This is a genomic window from Microcoleus sp. LAD1_D3 (assembly GCF_036702135.1).
GTDB lineage: Bacteria > Cyanobacteriota > Cyanobacteriia > Cyanobacteriales > Microcoleaceae > Microcoleus.
Genome location: NZ_JAUBSB010000074.1, coordinates 1 through 22,619 on the forward strand (window position 1 = coordinate 1; position 22,619 = coordinate 22,619).

At 46.0% G+C, this 22,619-nt stretch carries 21 protein-coding genes and 30 tRNA genes; 9 read left to right on the top strand and 42 right to left on the bottom strand.

The window, feature by feature from the left end; genetic code table 11:
- The first annotated feature begins 68 nt into the window (after positions 1-68).
- Both QUA74_RS26090 and QUA74_RS26095 read left to right on the top strand, forming a co-directional pair.
- Positions 69-488: a Uma2 family endonuclease gene (locus QUA74_RS26090; RefSeq protein WP_333334828.1), complete on the top strand. Its 420-nt coding sequence runs from the start codon at positions 69-71 to the stop codon at positions 486-488.
- A 72-nt stretch (positions 489-560) separates the two neighbouring features.
- Positions 561-2,429, top strand: a complete 1,869-nt coding sequence (locus QUA74_RS26095) for a tetratricopeptide repeat protein (RefSeq protein WP_333334830.1) — start codon at positions 561-563, stop codon at positions 2,427-2,429.
- Positions 2,430-2,627: 198 nt separating this feature from the next.
- On the opposite strand, the gene QUA74_RS26100 is transcribed toward QUA74_RS26095, so the two are convergent.
- Positions 2,628-3,263 carry a L,D-transpeptidase gene (locus QUA74_RS26100; protein WP_333334832.1) on the bottom strand — a complete coding sequence of 212 codons (636 nt, stop codon included), beginning with the start codon at positions 3,261-3,263 and terminating at the stop codon, positions 2,628-2,630.
- Between the two features lie 669 nt (positions 3,264-3,932).
- Here QUA74_RS26100 and QUA74_RS26105 point away from each other — a divergent pair.
- Both QUA74_RS26105 and QUA74_RS26110 read left to right on the top strand, forming a co-directional pair.
- Positions 3,933-4,433, top strand: coding sequence for an autotransporter (locus tag QUA74_RS26105; RefSeq protein ID WP_333227542.1), 501 nt, complete (start codon positions 3,933-3,935; stop codon positions 4,431-4,433).
- A 356-nt stretch (positions 4,434-4,789) separates the two neighbouring features.
- A complete protein-coding gene (locus QUA74_RS26110; RefSeq protein WP_333334834.1) occupies positions 4,790-6,136 on the top strand; it encodes a sorbosone dehydrogenase family protein in 1,347 nt (448 codons plus the stop codon).
- A 209-nt stretch (positions 6,137-6,345) separates the two neighbouring features.
- On the opposite strand, the gene QUA74_RS26115 is transcribed toward QUA74_RS26110, so the two are convergent.
- The 4 genes from QUA74_RS26115 to QUA74_RS26130 all read right to left on the bottom strand — a co-directional run bounded on the left by QUA74_RS26115 (position 6,346) and on the right by QUA74_RS26130 (position 9,121).
- Positions 6,346-6,912 (bottom strand): DUF924 family protein, encoded by a 567-nt coding sequence (locus tag QUA74_RS26115; RefSeq protein WP_333334836.1) that lies wholly within the window; start codon positions 6,910-6,912, stop codon positions 6,346-6,348.
- 143 nt (positions 6,913-7,055) lie between these two features.
- On the bottom strand, positions 7,056-7,505 hold the full coding sequence (locus tag QUA74_RS26120) for a peptidoglycan-binding domain-containing protein (RefSeq protein ID WP_333334838.1): 450 nt from the start codon (positions 7,503-7,505) through the stop codon (positions 7,056-7,058).
- A 137-nt stretch (positions 7,506-7,642) separates the two neighbouring features.
- Positions 7,643-8,281, bottom strand: a complete 639-nt coding sequence (locus QUA74_RS26125; RefSeq protein ID WP_333334839.1) for a ThiF family adenylyltransferase — start codon at positions 8,279-8,281, stop codon at positions 7,643-7,645.
- Positions 8,282-8,293: 12 nt separating this feature from the next.
- Positions 8,294-9,121, bottom strand: coding sequence for a hypothetical protein (locus QUA74_RS26130; RefSeq protein ID WP_333334841.1), 828 nt, complete (start codon positions 9,119-9,121; stop codon positions 8,294-8,296).
- Between the two features lie 152 nt (positions 9,122-9,273).
- Between QUA74_RS26130 and QUA74_RS26135 the strand changes: the two genes are divergently transcribed.
- On the top strand, positions 9,274-9,666 hold the full coding sequence (locus tag QUA74_RS26135) for a DUF4189 domain-containing protein (protein WP_333334843.1): 393 nt from the start codon (positions 9,274-9,276) through the stop codon (positions 9,664-9,666).
- Positions 9,667-9,809: 143 nt separating this feature from the next.
- On the opposite strand, the gene QUA74_RS26140 is transcribed toward QUA74_RS26135, so the two are convergent.
- Positions 9,810-10,151, bottom strand: a complete 342-nt coding sequence (locus QUA74_RS26140; protein WP_015174354.1) for a hypothetical protein — start codon at positions 10,149-10,151, stop codon at positions 9,810-9,812.
- A 428-nt stretch (positions 10,152-10,579) separates the two neighbouring features.
- Between QUA74_RS26140 and QUA74_RS26145 the strand changes: the two genes are divergently transcribed.
- On the top strand, positions 10,580-10,834 hold the full coding sequence (locus tag QUA74_RS26145; RefSeq protein WP_333334844.1) for a DUF433 domain-containing protein: 255 nt from the start codon (positions 10,580-10,582) through the stop codon (positions 10,832-10,834).
- A gap of 168 nt (positions 10,835-11,002) precedes the next feature.
- Here the strand turns inward: QUA74_RS26145 and QUA74_RS26150 are convergent, their stop codons facing one another.
- From QUA74_RS26150 to QUA74_RS26180, 7 genes are all read right to left on the bottom strand, one after another.
- Positions 11,003-11,935 carry a hypothetical protein gene (locus QUA74_RS26150; protein WP_333334846.1) on the bottom strand — a complete coding sequence of 311 codons (933 nt, stop codon included), beginning with the start codon at positions 11,933-11,935 and terminating at the stop codon, positions 11,003-11,005.
- A 119-nt stretch (positions 11,936-12,054) separates the two neighbouring features.
- Positions 12,055-13,494, bottom strand: a complete 1,440-nt coding sequence (locus QUA74_RS26155; protein WP_333334848.1) for a hypothetical protein — start codon at positions 13,492-13,494, stop codon at positions 12,055-12,057.
- 211 nt (positions 13,495-13,705) lie between these two features.
- Positions 13,706-14,170 carry a hypothetical protein gene (locus QUA74_RS26160; protein ID WP_333334851.1) on the bottom strand — a complete coding sequence of 155 codons (465 nt, stop codon included), beginning with the start codon at positions 14,168-14,170 and terminating at the stop codon, positions 13,706-13,708.
- A 303-nt stretch (positions 14,171-14,473) separates the two neighbouring features.
- Positions 14,474-14,589 (bottom strand) — tRNA-Ser (locus QUA74_RS26165).
- On the bottom strand, positions 14,582-14,782 hold the full coding sequence (locus tag QUA74_RS26170) for a hypothetical protein (RefSeq protein ID WP_333334853.1): 201 nt from the start codon (positions 14,780-14,782) through the stop codon (positions 14,582-14,584). The genes QUA74_RS26165 and QUA74_RS26170 overlap by 8 nt, the downstream gene beginning before the upstream one ends.
- Before the next feature lie 628 nt (positions 14,783-15,410).
- A complete protein-coding gene (locus tag QUA74_RS26175; RefSeq protein WP_333334855.1) occupies positions 15,411-16,373 on the bottom strand; it encodes a GNAT family N-acetyltransferase in 963 nt (320 codons plus the stop codon).
- A 216-nt stretch (positions 16,374-16,589) separates the two neighbouring features.
- Positions 16,590-16,663 (bottom strand) — tRNA-Lys (locus QUA74_RS26180).
- Between the two features lie 276 nt (positions 16,664-16,939).
- On the opposite strand from QUA74_RS26180, the gene QUA74_RS26185 reads away from it, so the two are divergent.
- The 3 genes from QUA74_RS26185 (at position 16,940) to QUA74_RS26195 (ending at position 17,639) form a co-directional block, all read left to right on the top strand.
- Positions 16,940-17,104: a ribbon-helix-helix domain-containing protein gene (locus QUA74_RS26185; RefSeq protein ID WP_333334857.1), complete on the top strand. Its 165-nt coding sequence runs from the start codon at positions 16,940-16,942 to the stop codon at positions 17,102-17,104.
- A 77-nt stretch (positions 17,105-17,181) separates the two neighbouring features.
- Positions 17,182-17,412 carry a hypothetical protein gene (locus QUA74_RS26190; protein ID WP_333334859.1) on the top strand — a complete coding sequence of 77 codons (231 nt, stop codon included), beginning with the start codon at positions 17,182-17,184 and terminating at the stop codon, positions 17,410-17,412.
- A gap of 65 nt (positions 17,413-17,477) precedes the next feature.
- Positions 17,478-17,639, top strand: a complete 162-nt coding sequence (locus QUA74_RS26195) for a hypothetical protein (protein WP_333334861.1) — start codon at positions 17,478-17,480, stop codon at positions 17,637-17,639.
- Between the two features lie 313 nt (positions 17,640-17,952).
- Here QUA74_RS26195 and QUA74_RS26200 read toward each other — a convergent pair.
- The 29 genes from QUA74_RS26200 to QUA74_RS26340 all read right to left on the bottom strand — a co-directional run bounded on the left by QUA74_RS26200 (position 17,953) and on the right by QUA74_RS26340 (position 22,535).
- Positions 17,953-18,035, bottom strand: a tRNA-Ser gene (locus QUA74_RS26200).
- A 4-nt stretch (positions 18,036-18,039) separates the two neighbouring features.
- Positions 18,040-18,114, bottom strand: a tRNA-His gene (locus tag QUA74_RS26205).
- Between the two features lie 6 nt (positions 18,115-18,120).
- A tRNA-Ala gene (locus QUA74_RS26210) sits at positions 18,121-18,193 on the bottom strand.
- 184 nt (positions 18,194-18,377) lie between these two features.
- Positions 18,378-18,454 (bottom strand) — tRNA-Ala (locus tag QUA74_RS26215).
- Positions 18,455-18,461: 7 nt separating this feature from the next.
- Positions 18,462-18,535 (bottom strand) — tRNA-Arg (locus QUA74_RS26220).
- A 335-nt stretch (positions 18,536-18,870) separates the two neighbouring features.
- Positions 18,871-18,943: transfer RNA gene (locus QUA74_RS26225), tRNA-Arg, on the bottom strand.
- Between the two features lie 6 nt (positions 18,944-18,949).
- Positions 18,950-19,020 (bottom strand) — tRNA-Val (locus QUA74_RS26230).
- A 5-nt stretch (positions 19,021-19,025) separates the two neighbouring features.
- Positions 19,026-19,097, bottom strand: a tRNA-Gly gene (locus tag QUA74_RS26235).
- A 181-nt stretch (positions 19,098-19,278) separates the two neighbouring features.
- Positions 19,279-19,349, bottom strand: a tRNA-Gly gene (locus tag QUA74_RS26240).
- A gap of 5 nt (positions 19,350-19,354) precedes the next feature.
- A tRNA-Thr gene (locus QUA74_RS26245) sits at positions 19,355-19,431 on the bottom strand.
- 2 nt (positions 19,432-19,433) lie between these two features.
- A tRNA-Thr gene (locus tag QUA74_RS26250) sits at positions 19,434-19,505 on the bottom strand.
- Between the two features lie 95 nt (positions 19,506-19,600).
- Positions 19,601-19,674: transfer RNA gene (locus tag QUA74_RS26255), tRNA-Leu, on the bottom strand.
- A gap of 131 nt (positions 19,675-19,805) precedes the next feature.
- A tRNA-Pro gene (locus QUA74_RS26260) sits at positions 19,806-19,878 on the bottom strand.
- A 4-nt stretch (positions 19,879-19,882) separates the two neighbouring features.
- A tRNA-Leu gene (locus QUA74_RS26265) sits at positions 19,883-19,963 on the bottom strand.
- A 23-nt stretch (positions 19,964-19,986) separates the two neighbouring features.
- Positions 19,987-20,058: transfer RNA gene (locus QUA74_RS26270), tRNA-Leu, on the bottom strand.
- A gap of 36 nt (positions 20,059-20,094) precedes the next feature.
- Positions 20,095-20,168 (bottom strand) — tRNA-Gln (locus QUA74_RS26275).
- Positions 20,169-20,215: 47 nt separating this feature from the next.
- Entirely contained in the window at positions 20,216-21,373 is a 1,158-nt protein-coding gene (locus QUA74_RS26280; RefSeq protein ID WP_333334863.1) for a type II toxin-antitoxin system HicA family toxin, read from the bottom strand.
- A gap of 54 nt (positions 21,374-21,427) precedes the next feature.
- Positions 21,428-21,502, bottom strand: a tRNA-Gln gene (locus tag QUA74_RS26285).
- 10 nt (positions 21,503-21,512) lie between these two features.
- Positions 21,513-21,587 (bottom strand) — tRNA-Asn (locus QUA74_RS26290).
- A 6-nt stretch (positions 21,588-21,593) separates the two neighbouring features.
- Positions 21,594-21,666: transfer RNA gene (locus tag QUA74_RS26295), tRNA-Phe, on the bottom strand.
- Between the two features lie 9 nt (positions 21,667-21,675).
- A tRNA-Ser gene (locus tag QUA74_RS26300) sits at positions 21,676-21,760 on the bottom strand.
- An 8-nt stretch (positions 21,761-21,768) separates the two neighbouring features.
- Positions 21,769-21,842 (bottom strand) — tRNA-Tyr (locus QUA74_RS26305).
- A gap of 34 nt (positions 21,843-21,876) precedes the next feature.
- Positions 21,877-21,958 (bottom strand) — tRNA-Tyr (locus tag QUA74_RS26310).
- A gap of 13 nt (positions 21,959-21,971) precedes the next feature.
- Positions 21,972-22,046 (bottom strand) — tRNA-Lys (locus QUA74_RS26315).
- 5 nt (positions 22,047-22,051) lie between these two features.
- Positions 22,052-22,125, bottom strand: a tRNA-Glu gene (locus tag QUA74_RS26320).
- Between the two features lie 6 nt (positions 22,126-22,131).
- Positions 22,132-22,206: transfer RNA gene (locus QUA74_RS26325), tRNA-Trp, on the bottom strand.
- 3 nt (positions 22,207-22,209) lie between these two features.
- Positions 22,210-22,284 (bottom strand) — tRNA-Met (locus QUA74_RS26330).
- A 102-nt stretch (positions 22,285-22,386) separates the two neighbouring features.
- Positions 22,387-22,460 (bottom strand) — tRNA-Cys (locus QUA74_RS26335).
- Positions 22,461-22,535: transfer RNA gene (locus tag QUA74_RS26340), tRNA-Glu, on the bottom strand.
- Positions 22,536-22,619 lie beyond the last annotated feature (84 nt).

Consider the following 22,619-nt stretch of genomic DNA (forward strand, 5'->3'; position numbering starts at 1 on the left):
TGCTTTCTATTATGCCATCAGCTTAGCCAGACAATTGCCTGAGTATTTATACTGATCGCCAAAGTGGGATGCTCCCAGATGAGGATTTAGGAATCACAGAAGAAACACCAAATAAACCGCCTACTAAGTGGCGACTTTACGAACAGATTTTGCAGATTCCTTACTACTTTGTTTTTAGTCGGTACAACAATCAACTGAGAATATTTCGCTTGATTGGCAATCGTTACCGCGAACAAGTTTTAACCGAACCCAGATTCTGGATACCGGAATTAGAATTAGGTATAGGTTTGTGGGAAGGTTGTTATCAAGGTTGTTCGAGGTTGTGGCTGCGCTGGTACAATGCTAGTGGCGATTGGGTTCTGACTCCAGAGGAGTTTGAAAGGCAGCGAGCCGAATCAGAAAGCCAGCGAGCTGAATCAGAAAGTCAGCGAGCAAATCGTTTAGCCGATCGCCTGCGAGCAATGGGCATTAATCAGGATGAGCTGTAAAATTAAGTAGCAGCATGAAATGGTGCAAGCTGCAAGCGCTGTCCATAAAAATTTATTAACTAAAAATAACTTATGCCTGAATCTACCTCATTGCGCGATCGCTACCTAGCCCTAATCGACAAAATTGTCGAAATCACCCTCAAAGGTCAAATTCGCTCCAAAGAACAAGTTTATCAAATGCTGGTGCAAGACATTAGCACTGGTACTGGCGAAATCTTTGAACGCTGTTTCGGCGAACGCCTTGATGCCGCCGAAAATCAACTCAGAAATGAAAAAGACGAAATCAAACAAGCAAAGGCAAATCGCAGCCTCAGAGCTCTCAAAACCATCCAAGGAGAATGGGAACGCTGGCAGAAAGATAACCGCGTCGATCGCGCAATTGCTTCCTCAATTCAACAAATAGTTAGTGCCGAATCTAACGCCCGCCTCCTGGCATTATTGCAAGTAATCGATCCGAATAAAGAACATCCGCTGACTCTGGCTCAATTGCAGCAATTAGCCAAATCTCTGCACCAACAAATGCTGCAAACTGCCAATCCCGAAACCGAACAAGATTTGCAGCAAATCACCGCCGGCATCGCCAAAGGTTTAGAATCTTGGCAGCGTTTGGAACCGGAACTTGTGGGCTGGATTTATCAGCCGCAGCAGCTAGGATTTGCCGGTAGTCCGGAACAAAATGGGCCTTGGGCTTTTTGGGCAAAAAAAGTTAATAGTCCCTTTCCCCAGGCTCTGTTGAATACTATTGCGCTCGGTGAATCTGTAGTTCAATTCGCAGCCCAGCAATCGAATTTAGATTTAGGCATATTGGTGGAAGTCGCGATTATTTTGCAGTGCTTGCAGCGGGCGTTGGCGACATGGTTTGATAAGCAAGTTTATGATTCCAAAGTGTCAACAAAAGCTTCAATTTCTACTTATATTACTTTTGCGGTAATTTGGAGTCAGCTAGCTAGTGGGTTTAATAATTCTACCAAGAGCGGGGAGCAGTTGGCAAATGCTTGTTTTCAAGTAACTTTGCAAATTTTGCGCGCTTTTTCTCAGCGAGAATACTTTCCGCTTTACGGGGGAATTTTTGCTTCGTTTGATGGTAAAGCCCTGCGACATACTTTGGATTATTTAGACGAACCGCTGCGGCGAGTTGAAGGCACTCAAGCGAAAGCTCGGATTCTGACGCTTTTGGGTTATTCGATGCAGGCGGCTGGGGCCTATGAGCGATCGATCTTGCTGCACAAGCAAGCGCTGGAAATTGCCCGTACCGAAGGAGACAAAGCTTGCGAAGTTGCCAATCTCAATCACATCAGCCGTAACTATGTTGCTCAAAAAAATTATCAGGAAGCGATTAATTACAGCCAGCGGGCTTTAATTATGGCACGACAAGCGGGAGAGCGACAAGGCGAGGCAAATGCTCTGGCTAATTTGGGTTACAGCGAAGTGTTTCAAGCGCGGCAGTTGGAGGAGGTGGAACCGGAGGTTTATGAGAGTGCGATCGGTTATTTGGAACAAGGTTTGTTACTATCGGAAAAATTGGGCGATCGCCAAAGTCAAGCTTTTTGTTCCAGCAGTCTCGGTATTGCTAAAATCGCCCTAGAAAATGCGGAAGCTGCGATCGAATATTTGCTCAAAGGTTGGCAAGCGGCTCAATTTTCAGGGGATTTATATTTGCAAGGTCTGAATTTGGCTTACTTGGCTCAAGCTTATTACAGAACCAACTCACTAGAAAAAGCGATATTTGCAGGCAGTTTGGGGATGTATACTTTGGAGCAAATTGGGGCGATGGAGTGGCGTCAATCGGCTGGTTTGTTGACAATTTTGCGGGGCCAAATGGGGGCGGAATCTTTTAAACAAGCTTTGGCTAAAAGTCGAGCGAATATCATTCCGGCGATCGGTGTTGATGGCTACGATTACATCCCGGAGTTGCTGGAAAAATATCAGCAATCTATTTAAATCTTTGTTGTGGAACAGGCCGCAAAGCCTGTGGCTGACAGAGGTTTAAGATGTAAGTTCTAACTCACCGAAAATCACCATTATCAATCAGTATTTCATGGGCGGGTTCTCCTGCCCACCCACAAGAAAATTTAATTTTTGTGGAACAGGCATATTGCCTGTTCCTGGATATTTTTATGCACCCCAACCTCCAAATAATTAATGCTCAACTATCACCGGTGTGCCAACTGCGACTTTTTCAAATAAAGCCTGTGCATCTTTGTCAAACATTCTGACGCAGCCGTGAGAAGCCGCCCCCCCGATCGACTCTGGATTCGGAGTACCATGAAAACCAATCACATTTTTGCCATCCGTCCAAAACCCCATCCACCTACTCCCTAATGGGTTGTCTGGTCCAGCAGGAATAAGTTCTCCTGTCCAAGGATTTTGCCAAACTGGATCTTTGATCATTTGCATAACTTTAAAATTGCCTGTAGGAGTTTCCCACCCGCCTTTTCCCACAGCAACCGGGAAACTGGTTTGCACCTTATTTTGTCGGTAAACATAGACGCGGCGTTCTCGCAATTTCAGCACTAAACGCACTTCCTCAATAGGATTTACCGCAGGCTTTGGTTCCTGGGGAATATAACGAAATGGTTCTCCCAAGGGCGGCAGTTCTGGCGTTCCGAGATTCGGCAATTTTGTCTCGGATGTGGGCCGCTGCGCTGCGATCGCACTATTACTTGAATTAGCCACCAGTTCGGCAGTGGCGTGCTGCTGTAGGCCCACCGACAGCGCGGCTGCACTCAAGCTCAGTACAATTAACTTGTTAAACAAAAATTTGCTCTTCACCATTGTTTTGTTCGCTAAACTCCTCACCAGCAGTTCCTACAAAGTTCCTATCTAATTATCCGCCAACCGCACCCGATCACAAAATTTTGAGATGGCTTTTTGACGGCAACTGCGCTGCACAGTTTTTAGGTAAAATTCCACCACTGATAACTTGTAACTCAACACAAAGCTTAGGCAAGAAGACTAAAACCACAAGGTTTTTATAAGAGGCTCAGTGGAATTACGCAATAGAATGTCGTGATCAAACCCGGTTTATGCGTAAATATTCCAAGAACATGATTAAATCTTACCTCCGACTAATTTGATTTGTTAGCCATAACCGACTGGCGATTAAGTATTCAAACTATGGCGCTGCTGTATCCGGCAAGCACAATCTGTCTTTAGGTAGAGTTACTCCCAGCAACAGTTAGGTCTGCGGAAAAAAACTGCAACGGTCGATCGAATAAACTCAATATATCACGGCAACACTCTAGAGATGCAAACCGCTGAACTTGTTGTAAATCGGGAACTTATGATGTAAAATTTAGTCTTTCAATACTTGTTCGATAATCTTTTTTTGAGATTGTCATAAATTTCCTACTCTGGGGATTAAACTGGATTAGGTATAGAGGTTGGGACTTTCGTGCAGCGGAAGCAAACCCGACCCTGAATAGCAGTTAATGTGAGGTTTCAATGCGTCTTCAGAACATCAAATTATTGACAGGTGCAACACTGTCGGTGGTAATTTCGGCGGTCTCAGTAAATCCTGCGATGGCTAACCCTGCAACTCAAATAGCCCAAACGCAGACCACCACAACAGCAAACACTACAACCATTGTCGGTTTTGTCAAAAGTATTGTCGGCGATGTAGTAACTATTCGCGAAGAAAGCGCGCCGTACAGGACTCTCAGGATTCAAAGATGCGTCCTGAGAATTATTGGCCTGGTACCGGGAATGAAAGTCAGAGCCACCGTCGCCGGCTCTCAGATACAAAATATCGCGGTGATCCCCGATTATAAGGTTGTAGCCACAACGGTTGCTCGTCCCGCAACCCCAGCACCGGCACCGCGTCCGGCGCCAGAACCGCCACCGCGTCCGGCTCCTCGTCCGGCTCCGGCTCCGGCTCCGATTCCGGCTCCCCGTCCAATTCCGGCTCCGGCTCCCCGTCCGGCTCCTGTGAGAGGACTTTGGTAGACCTAGGTTATACCATTTTAGATTTTAGATTTTCGATTAGAGAATTGCGAATCACCAAAAGCAATGTGGTCACAAGCCCCGTGATTCATTCGTGGAGCGAGAAAAAAGCTCGAATCCGGATCGCAAGCCCTCGGAGTTATCAGTCGCGTCGCTTTCTTCAATCTAAAATCTAAAATCTAAAATCGAAAATCGATTGACTGATCGAGCTCAAAGTTTGGAGCACAGGCCTACAGTTGCATTGTTTTGTACAACTGGTATCAGTAAATGGAATTAAGCCACCGCGCCGGCGGTGGCTTAGCTGTTGAATAGCAGTTACAATAATAGAATTGTCCAGCAATTGTGGAGAAATCGCTGCTATGTATTACCTGCGTTTCTTGCTGCTAATTCTGCTGTTGCCGATGATTGCGTGCGATCGAGCTACAGATGCGATCGCCCCTGCTGTGGGCGACAACGGCCCCCTGTCGCAAATTCCCTCCCGTGCACCGCAGGCAAATGTTGGCACAAATCAAATTGTACCGACCAAACCGCTTTCGCCGCAGCCAATCCGTATTGTTGCAACTTCTTTGCCGCAGCCAGGAGCCACCGAAAGCGCCTCAAAACCTCCTCAAGTAATACCGATTCCCGCATCGCCAGTGCTGCGAGTGCCTCCTGGCTTTGTCGTCAACGTTTTTGCTGACAATTTAGACGCTCCCCGATGGCTAGCTGTGACGCCGACAGGCGATGTTTTGGTAACAGAAACCCGGCAGAATCGGATTACGCTGTTGCGAGATGCCAACGGCGACGGGGTTGCTGAGGTTCGCAAAACTTTTGCCAGTGCCCAAAACGGGTTAAATATTCCTTTTGGCATGGCTTTTGCCGATCGCTATTTTTTCCTCGGAAATACCGCTGAAGTCCGCCGATTTCCCTACACAAAAGGGCAGGAACAATTGACCGGTACTGGTCAAAAAATTGCCGATTTACCGGGCGGTGGCTACAACCAACACTGGACGCGAAATGTTGTGGTTGCCCCCGACAATAGCAAGCTTTTCGTATCAGTTGGATCGCAGTCTAATGCCGATGTCGAACCGCTGCCGAGGGCGTCTGTTCAAGTGATGAATTTGGACGGCAAGAACCAGCAAATTTTTGCTTCCGGTTTGCGAAATCCGGTGGGATTGGATTTTCACCCAAAAACCAATCAACTGTACACAACAGTCAACGAACGCGACGGTTTGGGAGATGATTTGGTGCCGGATTACTTGACAAGAATTCGTCAAGGCGAGTTTTACGGCTGGCCTTACACTTATTTTAAGCCGAATTTGCTCGACCCGCGCCACGCCAGAAACGGTAATAGCGATCGACCTGATTTAGCGGCTAAAACATTAATGCCAGACGTGCTGTTTCAGGCGCATTCGGCGGCTTTGGGGCTTCAGTTTTACGATGGCAAAACGTTTCCCAAAAGATTTCTCAACGGGGCATTTGTGGCGTTTCGCGGCAGTTGGAATCGGAACGCTGGAACTGGTTATAAAATCGTGTTTGTACCTTTTAATGCGGCGAACGGACGCCCTCAAGGTTATTATGAGGATTTTCTGACTGGTTTTCTCACAGATCCGTCTGGCCCGACAACTTGGGGGAGGCCTGTTGGTTTGCTGGTTTTACCTGACGGGAGTTTGCTATTTACTGAGGAAGCGAACAACCGGATTTATCGGGTGCAGTATCGGGGCTGACGATTGGGCGATCGATAAATTCTTCACCCTCGTATACTTTTTGTTGAATCAAGAATTTATCTTCTTTTCTAATTTCACTATTCAATTTGAGATGCGCTGGGTTGCGGCGGGTTTTGTAGAGATTGTCTGCGGTTGGTTTTGATTGCGGGCTAAAACCACCTCTACAAGCCTCAAATATATCAGAACGATCGAGGTTTGGCGATCGCCCTTTAAAATCCCGAACCGGGTTGTCTCAAAAACTCTGCTTCTTCGGGGGTTGTTTCGCGTCCGAGAATTTGATTGCGATGGGGAAATCTCCCAAAACGCTCGATTATTTCCAAATGCTGCATCGCGTATTCAATGACTAAATCGCTGTCAGGTTCGCCGCTGAGTTGGCTAAATAGTTCGACAGATTTTTGCTGGTTTTCTAAGTTTTCGCTGTGTTCAAAAGGCAGATAAACAAATATTTTTTGTACAGTCAGCAATTCGCGATCGAAGTTATGATTAATAGCGTATTCGGCGGTGGCTAAAGCTTTGTTGTCTGTGGCGAATGCTTGGGGCGTTCCGCGAAACATATTGCGCGGAAATTGATCGAGCAGTATAATTAATGCTAGGCAACTTTCGGGGGAATCTTGCCATGAGTCGAGTTTACCGGTGGCGGCTAGTTCGTATTGCCGCAGAAAGCCCGATCGCACTTCTGCATCAAAATCCGCATCTTTTTCAAACCATTTCTTGTGGACTTTGCCAAACTCAGGAGAGTGCGATCGACCAAACCAAAAATCTAAAACTTCATTCATTAGCAATCTAGTAGGCGATTGATTATTAATTAAAGCTTCTGTGTCTGTAGTTGCACAAAATGCGCTATCTGTGCAACTACAAACCGCAGCGATTAATGATTAGCAATGATGACTTAGGAACTTTTGCTGTCGGGTGCTTAAAGTTACAAACTAGCAAACAGTCTGTCCCAAGTTTTGCCTCCCACAACTCCGTCTACATGAAGGTGAGCTTGCCGCTGAAATTTCTTCACTGCTGTGAGAGTTGTCGGGCCGAACACGCCATCAATTGCGATCGGGTGTGGGGACAAGCCCCGCGCGTTCAACAACTTTTGCAGTTTCTTCACATCGTGCCCTTTCGAGCCGTGTTTTAAAATCCTTTTATGGGGTCTGACTTCTGGTTCGTTGCAATCATCGTGCGACGTGCAAATTGCGTCACTTGATGAAGCAGTATATGCTCCGCCACCGATGCCAGTCAAAATCAATAGAAGTAGAACTGCTAGTAAAGTCAAAAAAGGCGGCTGCGGCTTCTTAGGCTCAGGCGGCTTCTTAGGCTCAGGCGGCGGTTTTGGCTTGCATTCTAGTGAAATAGTACCAGTACAAACTTGTTCGGACATAGTTTCCCTGTTAATTTTCTCAAGCGTATGTTGTAGGTTTGACGATCTCTTTCGAGGGTGAGAAACCGGATTTCTGGGACGGGCGCGGGGCAACCAATCTCGATTCACCGGGTTTCTGGCAACAGTCAACCGACATTCTACAATATAAGTGGCTTTACTGCAAAATCTCCGATCGTGCAAGTTAAATTTTGTTGCTGTTTGGTAGCAGCAAAGGTAACAATTACTTCGCAGGCAACTGCAACCGTCAGCATTACCAAGTTTCGCGCCAGCGGGTAATCGCAAACGTCATCATTCGCCGCTGAAGGAACCCGATAGTGTTGGTTCCAAATTATTTCGGAGTAATCGGCAGCTAATCCGACGTGCACGCATGAAAGGGAGGCACTGGCACAGTAATCCTTGATTGCTTGCCGCCCGACACTGTTATCAAAAGTATCGATGACAGTGGCGCTGTTGGCCAGCAGCCGATCGGCATTTGCGGGTGTCAATTCTTTTGAGTGCGCGTCAATGCTGACTCCCAAAGCGCGGTAGAGGTTGTTGGCGAGAATTTTGGCTTTGAATGCGCCAATGTCTGATCGATAATAGGGTTGAGTGGAAAGGTTGCGTTCCTCAATGCGATCGCGATCGATGACTTTTAACTGACAAAAGCCCGATCGCGCCAGACTTTCTGTAATATTCGCACCCAAAGCGCCCGCGCCACACACCGTTACTGGGAAATTTTTGATCTGCGACATCACTGCGGCACTTCTGTAAAGTTGTTCGTGAAAAAATATACTCATGGTAATCAAGAATTATCCATTTTCGACGACTCCAACCAATGAATGCAAGTCGAAATCTTTGTCCAATCCGCTGAGACAAATCCCCGCACTCATAACTGTCAAGTCATTTTTGGCGATCGCAGAAGTGTGGTGTTCTCCACTCCCGCTAGTCCATTCAACCAGCCAATAATTTTCGCGATCGCAAAAATCCCGCAATTCACCACCGCCCATTTTTAGCGCCCGCTGCAAGCGCTGTTGATCCCGCACTTTCGGATCGAAATCTTTAATATTTCGGGACACCAATTCATAAACTGTTCGCATTTCCGGCGTCATCCCTTTAAAGCGAACTTCTTGAGGCAAAATCAACTTTTTTAAAGCTGCTTTTAACTTCTCAGAGGGCAGCGGATCGGCGCGCCTGTCAATCTCTTCAAACCACAAACAATGACCGTCCCAACGCGCAACAATCGGCTCAAACTGCGAACCTTCTGTTACTAAATGCACTGCTACTGGTTTCGCTACACCCGTGCGCTGTTTAGCATCAGATTCGTTAACAGGATAAGCCAGCCACGTTTGCCCTTGCAGCACGTAAGCCAAGTGCAAGCGAACGGGGATAAGGAGTTGCAAATACTCGGCCACTTGCGGCAAACTCGGCTCCTCAATTACCGCAGCAATTTTCTCATTAATAGGCTGAAAAATAGCCCATCCTTCAAAGTTGCGCGGCTGCGGTTGAAAAGTATAAACCATTGAGCTAATTCTTGTCCCCACGCTTCCCCCGCGCACGCAGGGAGCCAGGAATTGGGTATCGAGTAGCTGCCCTTCTTGGGCCGCAAGTTGGCTGAGAATTCTGCGAATATCTCCCACTGAATTGACCTCCGTAATCTTACTTATTTTACAGAACGCACTTTTAATTAAAGCCAAGACAAAGAATTGTAAACACTCTTGACACGAATGAATATCCTAATATAATATTGAGCGAGGATAGAATTTTAACCTTGTAAATATCTCAATTAAATATGCTGCCAAAGCTTTTTTCTAAGTTGGTTGTAGTGACAGGTCTGACACTTCCTATTTGGGGGTCCGCCCAGGTAGCTAAAGCTCAGACCACCTATGGAGCTACTGCTTATTCTGCGACTTCTGGCGCCACTGGTATTAGTTGGAATCATGATTCACAGAGAGGAGCACTAAACGCAGCAGTAGCCGCCTGCAATGAAGAAACAGGAGGTGCTGACGACTGCGAAGCGCTGACCTATAATACCGATAATTGTGGAGCGATCGCATTAGGCGAAGGAGGAGCAGGTGCGGGCTGGGGTGACGACAAATCAGCAGCAGAAGCTCAAGCTCTCGCCGCTTGCAGCGAACTAGAGGGTGGCAGTTGTAAAGTGAAGCTTTCAGCTTGCAACGAATAATTAAACTGATAAAAATCGGTCGGAGTTGTTTATATTTTCGCTGGTAAAACAGCTTATAAAATGGTAAGTGTAAAGTGCTCTTCGGCGCACCTTCCACTTACCATTTGGCTAAAAGTAGGGTGCTATCACAGCGCACCTTACAGTTAATCTCCTACTTCGGAAGTAACTGCATCTGGTGGCAGCAAACTTTCTAATCTATCTTTAGACCAATATTCAGTGGGATAAGCAAGTGCAATAATATCAGAGAGTCGAATCAGCCACGTAACTTGTCCGTAAGCATCGATATTTTCCGCCTGTTCGTTAGGGGGAACTATCACCAAAAGTTCCGCAAACTCCCCGAACAAATTAATCGGGATGCCGCCGAAACTGCTATTATTTGTTTTAATCCAAACTTTACTGCCTCGATCGAGAGCTTCTTGGAGTCGCTGGCAGAGCAAACTGGATTTTTTGACCTGGGATTTTTTGGCTTTCGACTTTTTTCCCATAGTTTTAAGAAGTTAAAGTAGTTGTATTGTGGATTGCAGAGTCCGTTAGACAGTGGGTTGAGATTTAGTACGATCCTCTTCGAGGGCTTCGCTAACGCAGTTTGGTATTGAAACGGACAAAAGGAAAAAGGGCGATCGTCCCGTCGCTACCCCATCACTGTACCCTATAAGAAAGTGCTGTACTGCGATCGTAATAACAATTTAATCGCAAAATCGGGAAATAACACCAGTTCCCAAAAAAGGCGACTCTAGCCAAGCTTCAAATCCTTAATCCCTCCGTGATTCCCAATCTAAAATCTAAAATCTAAAATCTAAAATGGTATGACCTACGGTATCATGTTACAAAGTCAGTCAACGATGCCCGTGTTTATACTGTGTCCAAATGCAGTATAATCGGCGGAATCTTCCCAAATCGTTTAAGTAAAACAATGGACTGGCGAAAGCTCATTCATCCAAACCCGAAAGCTTCAACAAGTCAACCAGCGGCGCCAGAAACTCGATTGTCTGTAGAATTTTTGCTGGGGCTCTTTGCTGCGGGATGGACTCAACAGCAAGTGTTAGAGAAATATCCTGCACTGACTTCGGAAAAGTTACGCGCTGCTTTGGCTGCTGCGGATTCAAAATTAGTGTCATCCATCGCTAATCCAGAATTACAAGAAATTATTGATCAAACTAGAGAATAATTGAAAATAGTTAAAAAGTTGTCGCTTGAGGATATTGAGGGAGATGTTTGGGAGTAAACAGCGATATTAAATCTCAACTTCCCCCTAAATTTTCTCTAACTCTTTCCCGAAACTCCAACACCGCCTCAAGGGGATCTGGTTGCTCCACATAATATGACTTTCGCTTGCTTATTGGTTTGGCCAAACATACAACTCTAATTTGAGGATGCGAGAGTAGATTTGCCTAATAATATCCTCAATCTCGTTGCTCTTTTGAGCCAAATCTGCATCAAAAGCACCTTGGTGCAAAATTTTGCTCCGAATGTCATAGGCTTCTTTAACCGTAGAAACTGCATCTGGATTTTCAGGAAAATGTTCCTTGACAAGGCGCCTAATCGCTTGAGAAATAGATTCCTTCTTGAGGCCATTAATTCGACCGTTGAGTGACGATTTAATCTCGTCTGGAATAGAGGTAGTTTTGTCTAATTGAGCGACAAAACTATCGACTAACTCTTTAAGTTCTGCGTTCTCATAAGCTTCTGACTGGGCGAGTGGTTCAAGGGAAGAGACCAGTCCAACAAATCGAGCACGCTCAGTAGTTTCGAGTCTGGCAGATGCAAACAGCTCCATTGATACTAAGAGTTTTTCATCAACATCAATATTAGCTGAAAATATTTGGTTGACAAGCTCCACCATTTTACTGCTGTTCATAACCACGGTGGCACTTGCCGTTGCCATACATCCACTTCCGCTCTCTTGGGTACGATCGTATACCATACAAGGTCGTGGAGTATGATAATCAAGGCGAAGTGGATGCTTCCTTGATACGGCTTCCCATAGCAGAGCCAATGAGAGCTTTAATCCCTTCTGTTCAGCTTCAGCCGCTGTCGCAAATCCTTCCACGTATACATCTAGTTTTTGCGGCTGTTGTCTCCCCAACTGGCTCTCATCTTGTAATGGTGATATACGGACAATAGACTTATCATCAACTAGGAGGCACGCTTCACCATTAAAGCCTAATTCATCTCCTACATCCAAGATGATTCCAACCTTTGCTCCGTAGGGGTGACGCTTTGGACTTTCATCAATTATTTGTCTGGGTTCAGGTTTCTTTGTGCTCATTAGGTGTTTGCCAAAATAATAGAGCATTTAAATATTGAGCGCTACCTGACAGGGTGACAACCCCGTCAGGTCTATGATACCCGAAAAATAAGTAAGGTGCCCACGGAGCACCCTACTATTTACTTATCCTCCCTCACAGGCAGCGACGTGTCCAGAATTTCCATCAACAATTCCAGCCGCGAAGGACGGCTCAACATCGGCACTAAATTCGGTAAGGAGTAATAATCACCCGCAAATGTAAAGGTTTCTACCGATACTTGTTTGTCCTTTAATTGCTTGTGGACATATTCGCACCAAGCACCAACTCGCACAATCACAACATCAGGAATTACCCCCAAACTGCGGCAGTAATTCGGATAAGCATCCACGAAGTAAGGTGAAGAGTTTTCGCCTTCATCTGTTACGATGATAAATTGCTCGACTACCTGCTTTTTAATCCGCATTGCTTCCACCGCGCAACCGCAACTTGTGCCGCCGCCAGCGTGGATGTGCTGGAAAGCGCGTTCCCAGTCTGTCAATTCGCTGCCGTTTGCTTGCACTGGATACGGCATCGTGTCAAAGGCGTAGACAAACAGTGCAGCGTCGGAAATGCCGGAAATCAACGCAGCTAGACGCTTACCTATTTCGATCGCACTTTCCATCGAACCCGACTTGTCAATCAACAAACCAGTCGCTTTCGCAATCTTGCCGCGCTTCTTCACCTGTTCGTTTGTCACCGCTTCCAGCTTCGCCGCCGTTGCTGCGTCGAAGTTCGCGCCCGCGCCCGCAACACTCGCTTTGTAAGCCGAAACCCGATCGCACTTTGCCGCTTCATCCAGCTTCGAGTCAATCAACTGCTTGACTTCCGCGTGATCCATCGCGCCGCGCGACTGAATCGATTTCAAATTGTTGATGACTTCCTGCGGCGACATCGAGTTAATCAGTGCGGCCAAAACTGTTGGCGTTAGCTGTCTGATCGCACCAACTGCGATCGTATACGGAATCTTGTACTCAACAATCAAATTCGCCTGTTCCGCAGGTGTCGCCGCCTTTGCTAACTGCTTCAAAACGAATGCCAGAGAGTCTTCCGGTGGATTGTCTTTAAACAGAATAGCATTAGCGCGATCGCTCGGCTTGACGTGCAGCGTTGCGTACAAATGCTTCATCGCCTTGCGGTTGCGGATGGCGGCGCGATCGAAAAACTGTGCATTCTTTTCCCGCGATTTCAGATAGCGAGTGACAGCAGTGCGCGCGCTGCGGGGCACCTTATTCTGGTGCCGCTTCATAAAGTCCACAATCCGCGAAACCTCGTAGGGAGGGAACTCTTGCAGCATCATAAAACCGGCATCTCGGTGTTCCGTCAGCGCCGAAGTCAGCAAATTTCCGGCAAAAACTTCCTTGTGATCGCGCACGTCGCCGTGACGTTGATACCACACTGCTAAATGACCGTAAAAAATGGGGTCTAATTCGATAATTAACTTGTGAATTTCTGCTACTTTTTCTAATTGACGGTGCGGAGTTGTGAGCAGACTGTTGAGCATTTCCAAACGCAAATCGCGCTCTGCTGTATTCATATTCATTGGTGTTACCTTCCTATTCGATTTTGGATTTTGGATTTGAGAAGTATTCAAAATCGGTGGTTGGCAGTTGTTGCACGCTAGCAAGTGAAATTTAAAAATCACCGCGCAAGTTTGGGGAGCTTTTTTTTAGTAAACCTATGGCTAAACCTAATAGGGTCTGTATGTAAGCTCTCGCGATTGGGGCGCGGCAAAAACTGCGATTTTAAATTAACTATTTCAGGGAAACTGTTTCTAATTCGATCGCTCTCAAGTCTGGTTCAACCCAGCTATTTCGGGCTTCCCAAGACATCAGCCGATCGCGCGTGTAGTAGCGAAATGGTAAATTGCGATCGGCATATTTTGCAATCAAACCGTTAGCCAGATGTACGATCGAGCGATTTTGGTTTTCATCGGCGAGATACCCGCGAATAGTTCGCACCCAAAACAGCGTTAGTGTTTCGTGATACCCGCTGTTTTTTGTGGTTTCCATTCCTTGAGCCGAGTTGTAACGTTTAATGCCATTGCGAATCGCATTTATCGCTTCTTGCTCCGAGTCATAACACAGATACCACAGAGCAACGGTTAAATGTGCTTCGTGCGTCCATTGACTTCGCGACAGGTTGCCTTCTTGGAAGGCATGAATCAGACTGTCTATCTCGCTGGGCGATCGGTAAATTATAGTTTTATTATTTGTCATGGCTAATATCTAATTGGTTTTTGAAGGATTAAATCTTCAATCCCAACACGGTTGTTAATTCTTATCCTGAATTAACAACCAAGTCTTATCGCATTAAAAGTCACTTCGCGCAAGTTAAGAAAGCCGTTGTTCATACGCAGGAGTTGAACCTGCGACTTCTATTTTCAGAGAAATGCCCAATCAAGAGCTAGTATGTAAGCTTCCTTTGTTGGGGCGCGAAGTGGAACTTTTAAGCGCCGGATAGATATAAAAAATTCAGCTATAAAAGGCAGCGCACAAGTCAGAGAAGCTTTGTTTCAGCCTCACGGCAAGTAGGACTCGAACCTACAATTCGATTTTAAGTCGAACGTATCCAGTTTGTAAGCTTCTTTAGTTGGGGTGCGCTGCCTAATACGTGCTTTAAGTGAATTTCTAGCCGTAAACCGCTTCGGGGCGGACAATTAAATCGCCGCTGGGACGGCGATCGATCACGTAAGACTCGAAGCGAGATCCCTTGACATCAAAATGATTTGCCAGACGTTCCTTAATAGCCTTGTCGCTCATTCCTGCCGCGATACCCAGTTGGTTTTCCGCCACGTCATAGGAACGTCCTTCAAAACGAATGTGAACCATTACCGATACCTCCTAGAGCAATTTTGGATTTTGGATTAGTAGCTTATCTGCTCTCGACTTTGGCTTTTTGTGAGACTTAGCAAATTGCCAGTGTCGGTAAAGATTCACGAAATCTGATAATCTTTACTGAAAGAAGCGCCGTTCTAAATGATAAGCTTGTTTGATCTTGCGGATTTCCTCAGTCTTTTTGGTTGATTCAAATCTGGCTGAACTTGTCTGTTCTGAATCCGCATGAAACTCGTTGAAATTAGACTGATTTCGTACAATATCTGACTCTAGCCGAGTCAGTTTGTAACCGAACAGTCTCGTATAAAGTAACAACATGACCATCGAGTCTATATTACAAGACTTTCAAATTGATGTTCGTTGAAATTTTGAGCAATATTTAGTTGTCAAGGTTCAGAATTTGCACGAAAAATACAGGTTTTTGCTTGTCCTGCGCTTTCCATATCTACATACTACATATATACTACATATGTGTCAAGGGGGTAGCAAAAGGTTTTTAGATAAAACTTACACGAGTGGCGAGAAACCGGGTTTTTTCAGGAAAATGTTTCGTTGCTACCCGCAGATCCGGTAAAAAACCGGGTTTCTTGGGTCAAAGCGCGATCGCGAACTGTAACATCGATTAAACATCCTTAACATAGGAAATGCTGTTGCGAATATTGTGGAAGCCAGCAGACTCGTAAAGTCCCATCGCACCTGATGAATTTTCAGCATCGACGCCGACAATAGCAGTAGCGACACCGGCAGCTTTCAGTCGATGCAAACCAGCGAGCAACATCGCTCGTCCCAATCCCATTTTGCGGAAGCCGCGCCGAGTGCCGAGACAAGCAATCCAGCCTTCATTGCGCCCGGTACGATCGCACTCTTCCACACTAATCTCGCAGTAACAAAAACTGACAAATGTGCCGTCATCAGCAACAGCAATCAAGTCTAAATCATTTCTGTAATTGGGTTTAGCTAACTCGTGCTTAAATTTATCCACCGTTAAATCGTGATGATTCCAGTGATCGATAAACGACTGGTTGAACATTTCTACCCAAGCTGCCGCATCCTGTTCGCCGGGGAACTGACGCAGCGCGAAACCTTCGGGGAAGTGGGGTTCTGGGATCGGTTCAGAAAGCGATCGCGCCATTCGGCAAAAATAGCGATCGACCTTAAAACCGCAACTTGCCAGCACAGAAATGCGATCGCAATCCTCAGCGCGAGCGTAGGTTCGCAGCTTCACGCGCCCGCCCCGCATCGCAGACACTTCGCGCATCCGCACTTCACCCCAGGCGATCGCCGTTGCTTCCACATCGCCTCCGCGCGCGTCGGGGTGGACGCGAAACCACAGCCAACCGTCAATTACTTCCCCAGGCTCAGAAACGGACAACTGAGAAAAACCGATTAATTTTTCCTCCGCATCTTCCCAAAGGCGGATATCGCGCGCTACATCTAGGGACGGTTGGTTAAATTCTTGTTGTAGTTCGGAGATTGAAGTGCCTTGATCCAGCCGATCGACTTCTTCGCAAGTATTGATTAAATCGGCGATCGCACCTAAATCGCGATCGCGCCCATAGCAGCGCCCCGAGAGATTTGCCATCATAGCTAATCACCATTTCCTGTGGTTATTTAGTTTAAAAATAGCTTGGGCGATCGCACTTTTATCGATCGGGCGGGTCGATTGACATTAAAAATCCGACCACGCAAACACTCACTGTAATCCAACCGCTACCGCCGTTGGCTGCTATCGTGAGCGAAAAACGACATACTAGAGACAGTTTAAAGTCTCAAAGCCTTGTGAATAGTAGGTTATTGGGGATGGGAGTAGAAGGACTTGAACCTTCGACCTTGAGATTAAGAGTCACCTGCTCTAACCAACTGAGCTATACTCCCGCATCTAGAATAGTATAACATACTATTTTACTTTTCGCATATTTCACCTTTTTTATTAAGTTGTTTGGTTACTGCGTGCTTCTGAATGTAACTAATAGATCCGATCGCTCCCTTGGTTAGAGATTTGCGATCGACCTTTTTATTTGTTAGCGCACAGTTTCGCAGCAGCAGCCATTTTATCGCGCTGGGCCCGCATCCCTACAGACGATCGCACCAAGGTGCGATCGGTACTCCGAAAGAGGATAAGCTGGTGTCAACTAAACATGACTGCTTGAAATGGCTGACAAAGAAGAGACTGCTGTGATTAAAGTCACAGTTCCCAAGCGTTTGCACGAAAAACTGAGAAAAATCTCCCAGCAGACAGGAGTTCCTATGTCCACTCTGCTAGTCATGGCGGCCGTCAAGGAATACAACCTCGTGGACGAAACTGAGGTTCAGTAACTATTAGTATACTCAAAGTACCCTTGAAGGGTACTATATGGTATATTTCAGGAATAGTCAACCCTGGAGGTGTGCTTGTGACTCAACATGAACTCGAAGCCCTTGTCGATGAACTCGGCTTAGTGTCAGTCGTCAGCCTGCTAGCGAATATCTGCCATAACAAAGCCCGACAAACCTTGTGCCTAAAGGGACAAGGGGCTAGCCCTTATACGGCCTGGAACAGTAATGGCTTTTTGTTGAGGCAGTTGATGACCCGACTGCGGCCAACGTGCAGCTATGACCCCGATGTAGACCCCCACGATCACTGAGGTTCCACAGGTACCAACCCGTGCAAGTACGCAAAGCATTGGTTTTAGTCGGTTAACAGCCGAGTATGTATGCTTTAACTGTTAGGGCACGGGTTGGAACTTTTCAACAGGGACTGGAAATGGAGAGGACGGGACTCGAACCCGCATCGATCGACAGCAACTTTCAGGAAACGCGCTTCCTTACTGCCCGCAAGCAGATGAGAACTGCCCCCATCTCGGACTGTTAATTCCTTTCAGTGCCTCCGCAACCCGCTGCCAGTTTGCGTTTTCAGGGAACGTCGCGAAGCAACTTTTTACCCTACTCAACAAACCCGATCGTCATTTTGGGAGCCGCTTTTCCAAAGTTTTTACGGTGCCATTCCACTTAGGCGACCTCCCCATAATTTTGCTCGCTGTATGATAGCAAAGCTCGTGAAAACATTAACCAGAATTCTCCCTTATTTATATATAAAATCATCAGCAATCCACCGAGGAGGTACTGCCCCTCCTATCCCCGCGTTATCAGCACGGTGTCTCGCTTTTCGACTTCCGGTGGTTAAAAGGAAGATGAAGGAATCGAACCCTTACAGTTACCTGTACCCCAGTTTTCAAGACTGGTTGCCAACCATTTAGCGGCATCTTCCAAGGGGTGTCTGACGGGGCTTGAACCCGCTAATAACTAGCTTCACGGGCTAGCGTCTCGACCGCTTCGACTTCAGACACCGTAAGTGGAGTCAAGGAGGAGCGAACTCCTAACCTCTTGCGTGCAAAGCAAACGCTCTACCAATTGAGCTATGACCCCGGCTAAAAGATTCACCTGTGGAGTAAATCTAAAATCTAAAATTTAAAATCTAAAATCGAATGACCCCGTAAAAGATTCACCTGTGGAGTAAATCTAAAATCTAAAATCTAAAATCTAAAATCGAATGACCCCGTAAAAGATTCACCTGTGGAGGAAATCTAAAATCTAAAATCTAAAATTGGTGTGGTGGATTGCGATCGGATTTGAACCGATATCTTTCTAACAGCCAGTTAGATGCTTTACCAATTAAGCTACGAACCCCAGACAGCAGGAGCGGTAGGACTTGAACCCACAACATTCGAGGTAGAAGCTCGACACTCTATCCAGTTGAGTTACACTCCCCTATTTTTTGTTGATTTGTGCGATTCCCTACGGGATAGCTGCGCTTCACGCACTTTGACGTGCAAGTTATCAGAGCATTGCGTTTTCTCAGTTACTAGAGGGACTCCGCCGATGAGTTACTACACACTCTTTAAAGGATGGCTACCTTTAAGCCAACCTGCCGGGTTCATGGCACTCCTCGTTCTCAAACGCCCGCTGAATTTGACAGCGTTACCTTTCCTCTCGTACTAAAGTATGTAGGCTCCAAAGATTGGGACACGCAAAGGGCGATCGATCTTAATATAAAAAATTATCCATTCAATGGAATCAACCTCCTTAAATTAAAGCAAAAACAACGAGAGTGGCAGGACTTGAACCCACAACATCCGCGTCCGAAGCGCGGCGCTCTATCCATTGAGCTACACTCCCATAAATTGGTAGTCCTGACAGGAGATTACCCCGCGTCTGCTTGTAAGGCAAACGCTCTACCATCGAAGCTCAGGACTACAAAAGCGGATGATGGGACTCGAACCCATGCGCTGAGAATGGCATACTCAGATGCTAGCCTTTACATCACACCCGCAAACCGATTTGAGATTGGAAATTTTGGATTTAACTGAGATGTTGCACCCTTGTGAATAAGCCTTTTATGAACAGGCAAGATGCCTGTTCCACAAAGAGTAGATTTTCTTGTGGAACAGGCATCTTGCCTGTTCTTAAGAATGGTGCAAGATGTGAGATTTAACAAACTTTTTGTTTCCCCAAGCGGATAACGAGGCTCGAACTCGTGCCTAGAGTTTGGAAGACTCGAATGCTACCGTTACACCATATCCGCAATTGTGGGGCTGGTGATAGGAATTGAACCTACAACCGACTGATTACAAATCAGTTGCTCTGCCTAATTGAGCTACACCAGCACAGCAGATGGCGAGATTTGAACTCGCAAGAAAGCTTTACAAGAGCCTCATGTTGCCAATTACATCACACCTGCATTTTTGGTGGCGGGGGCAGGAGTTGAACCTGCTATGAAGAGGCTTATGAGACCTCCAAGCCTACCGTGGCTACTTCACCCGCGATGTCACCAAATACCCCTGACTGGCATCGAACCAGCACTAACTAGATCCTAAATCTAGCGCCTCTACCAATTGGGCTACAGGGGCAAAACCGATTTGAGATTTGAGATTTGAGATTTGAGATTTAATAAAACCTCATACCCCTGACAGGCCTCGAACCTGCAAAAAACACTCGTTCTAAGCGAGTGATGTTTTCCAATTACATCACAGGGGTAAAGTCGGGATGGTTGGATTTGAACCAACGACTCCATGCTCCCAAAGCATGGCTTCTGGCCGCTGAATTACATCCCGTTCATGCTCCTGGTGAGACTCGAACTCACACTCAAAATAAAACAGATTTTAAGTCTGCCGCGTCTGCCAATTCCGCCACAGGAGCAAGTAGAAACTTAGTTGAAAATTTGGTACTCGGGATTGAGATTTGAACTCACACAACACAATTTTTGAAATTGCGGCCTCTGCCAATTGGGCTACAGGAGCATCATCATTACTGCTCTTATAAAAGCAGAACTCGGAAGGCAGGGTTTGAACCTGCATTATTCCGCTTTCAAAGAGCGGTGCCATACCAATTAGGCGACTTCCGAATGAATGTTCAATCCGTCAATTTTGATATTGGTAGCCTTAATTTTTATTATCCTAATTCATTCTTCAATATTTCTTTTACGTCAGTATAAGATAAGTGTCTACCTGTTGCAGCCTCTAAAATGCTCTTCACAGTTCCAGTGGCCATGTCTTTACCTCCATGCACTGGAACTGGAAGAGTTGTACCATTTTTATTCTTCCAAATTTCATGCTTACCTTTTCTACTACACTCACAGCCAAGTTTAGTAAGCACTTTCTTCAAGTGTTTCGGTTTACATAGAGGTAATAATGGATTGAATCTTACTAGCTGTGAGCTACTCTCAAAGACAACAAAGACTCTCTCGTTTACTCCGTAAGATTTTTCATCATTGACATCATTGAAGAAGAGCGACCATATCCTGGAATCAGTAGTGCCTTTATCGGAAAAAGCTGCTAATTGAATTTGTTCGGCTAATACACCTTGCTTAAAATTAAAAAGATGCGGTCTATCATAGTTTAATGCTTCGTTATAACCAGGGGGATTCTGACGGATAAATTCTGCCAAAATAGGTTCAACTATTTCAGTAGAAACTTTGGGGTATCCTCCAGTTTGAGATATAGCCTCTAAGTGATTGACCGTCCTCATAAACGCATCCGCATTAGCCAGAGCTTCTTCAGTGAAATTGAGAGTTAGCCAAGGCTCTGAATTAGTTTTATTTTGAAAAAGCTTTCGGGTCTTGTAAATGGGCTGTCTCTGGGGTACTTCTAACCTGGTAACAAACATCTCGATTTTATGGTGGTAGAGTTCATGGTAATAAAGAAACAAGCGACTCACCAGCAAGGCATCTGCTTGTTCAAGTTTGGATTGAAGTCGGATAATTCGAGCTAGATATTGAACTCCACTCGCGAGAATATAAATACCCCAATCATCGGGAAATAGATGAAATGGAAGGTAAAAAGCAAGGAGATCGGCGGGAACTGTATTGCCACCTACTTTTTGACCAAAACTATTGTCAAAATTAGGAAAAATATCTTCTATTTCAGGATGCCGAGGTATCTCCAGATTATCCTCATAATCATTTCTCTCATCCGAAGTATTTAGAATTTCCTCAACTTCATCATCAAAAGGTATGGCTATCCAGTTCTCATCCCAATTTCCGGGAAGCTGTCTTTCGTCAAAAAGCTCTGGTAATTCCTTTCGCAAGTTAGCGACGTAATCAAGAGTCATAAATCAGTTCCTAAATAGTGGGTTGATTAAATAATGTCATGCTTTGTACATGATTGGGTGCCGAGGCAGGGGTTGAACCTGCAACTTCATGGTTCAGGGCCATGCGACTTGCCTTTCGTCCACTCGGCAATTTAAAAAATGGCTGCCCCAGTAGGACTCGAACCTACAACCTAGCGGTTAACAACCGCTTGCTCTACCATTGAGCTATAAGGCAACGCAATCCCCCAAGTCAGTATCGAACTGACGACCTCTTGTTCTTCAGACAAGCGCTCTACCAACTGAGCTATCGGGGGAAATTTCAACGGAGAGGACAGGATTTGAACCTGCGTCGGTTTTACCCGATTCTGTTTAGCAAACAGGTGCCTTAAGCCTCTCGGCCACCTCTCCTCAGCGAGCGAGAACGGAGGGATTTGAACCCTCAATCTTCAGTTTTATTAACTGAGATGTTATCCGGCTACACCACGTTCTCAAGATTGCAACTGCGGATTAAATGCAGTTACAAATGGGTCGGGCTGGAATTGAACCAGCAACGCTTTAAGCTACTGTTTTACAGACAGCTACCCACGCCAATAGGAGGGCCGACCCAAGATAGGATTTTTGGTAGGTCGTCGAGGAATTGAACCTCGATCCATCCGCTTAAAAGGCGGCTGCAAAACCATTCTGCCAACGACCCACGAGAAGTGCTGACGGGAGTTGAACCCGCAATCACTTGGGTGAAAACCAAGCGGCTTAAACCATTTGCCTACAGCACTATAAATTGGCACAGGAACTGAGATTTGAACTCAGAATGCTGGTTTTGGAGACCAGAGTGTTGCCAGTTACACCATCCCTGCTTGTGGTGGCAGCGGCGGGATTTGAACCCGCATTGACCAAGGTATGAACTTGGCGCTTTACGATTAAGCTACGCTGCAATGTCACTTTCGCTTCGTTCCTTTTCAAAGTTAAAAAATTCAATTAAAAGACTGTTAGTTTAATCTTTTAATTTCTAATTTTTAATTTCTGATAGGGAACAGAGGTTAGGGCGGGATTTGAACCCGCGAAAATCGGTTTTGCAGACCGACGCTTTGAGCCACTCAGCCACCTAACCTGGGAGTCCCGACGAGGTTTGCACTCGCAATCTTCTCCTTGAGGGGGAGACGGCTTGACTTTTGCCTACGGGACTTTGACGGGAGTAGTTCCCAGGACGACATTTTCTTAGACATTCCCGCCATAAGTTAGACAATTGGAGTATACTGAGATAATTCAC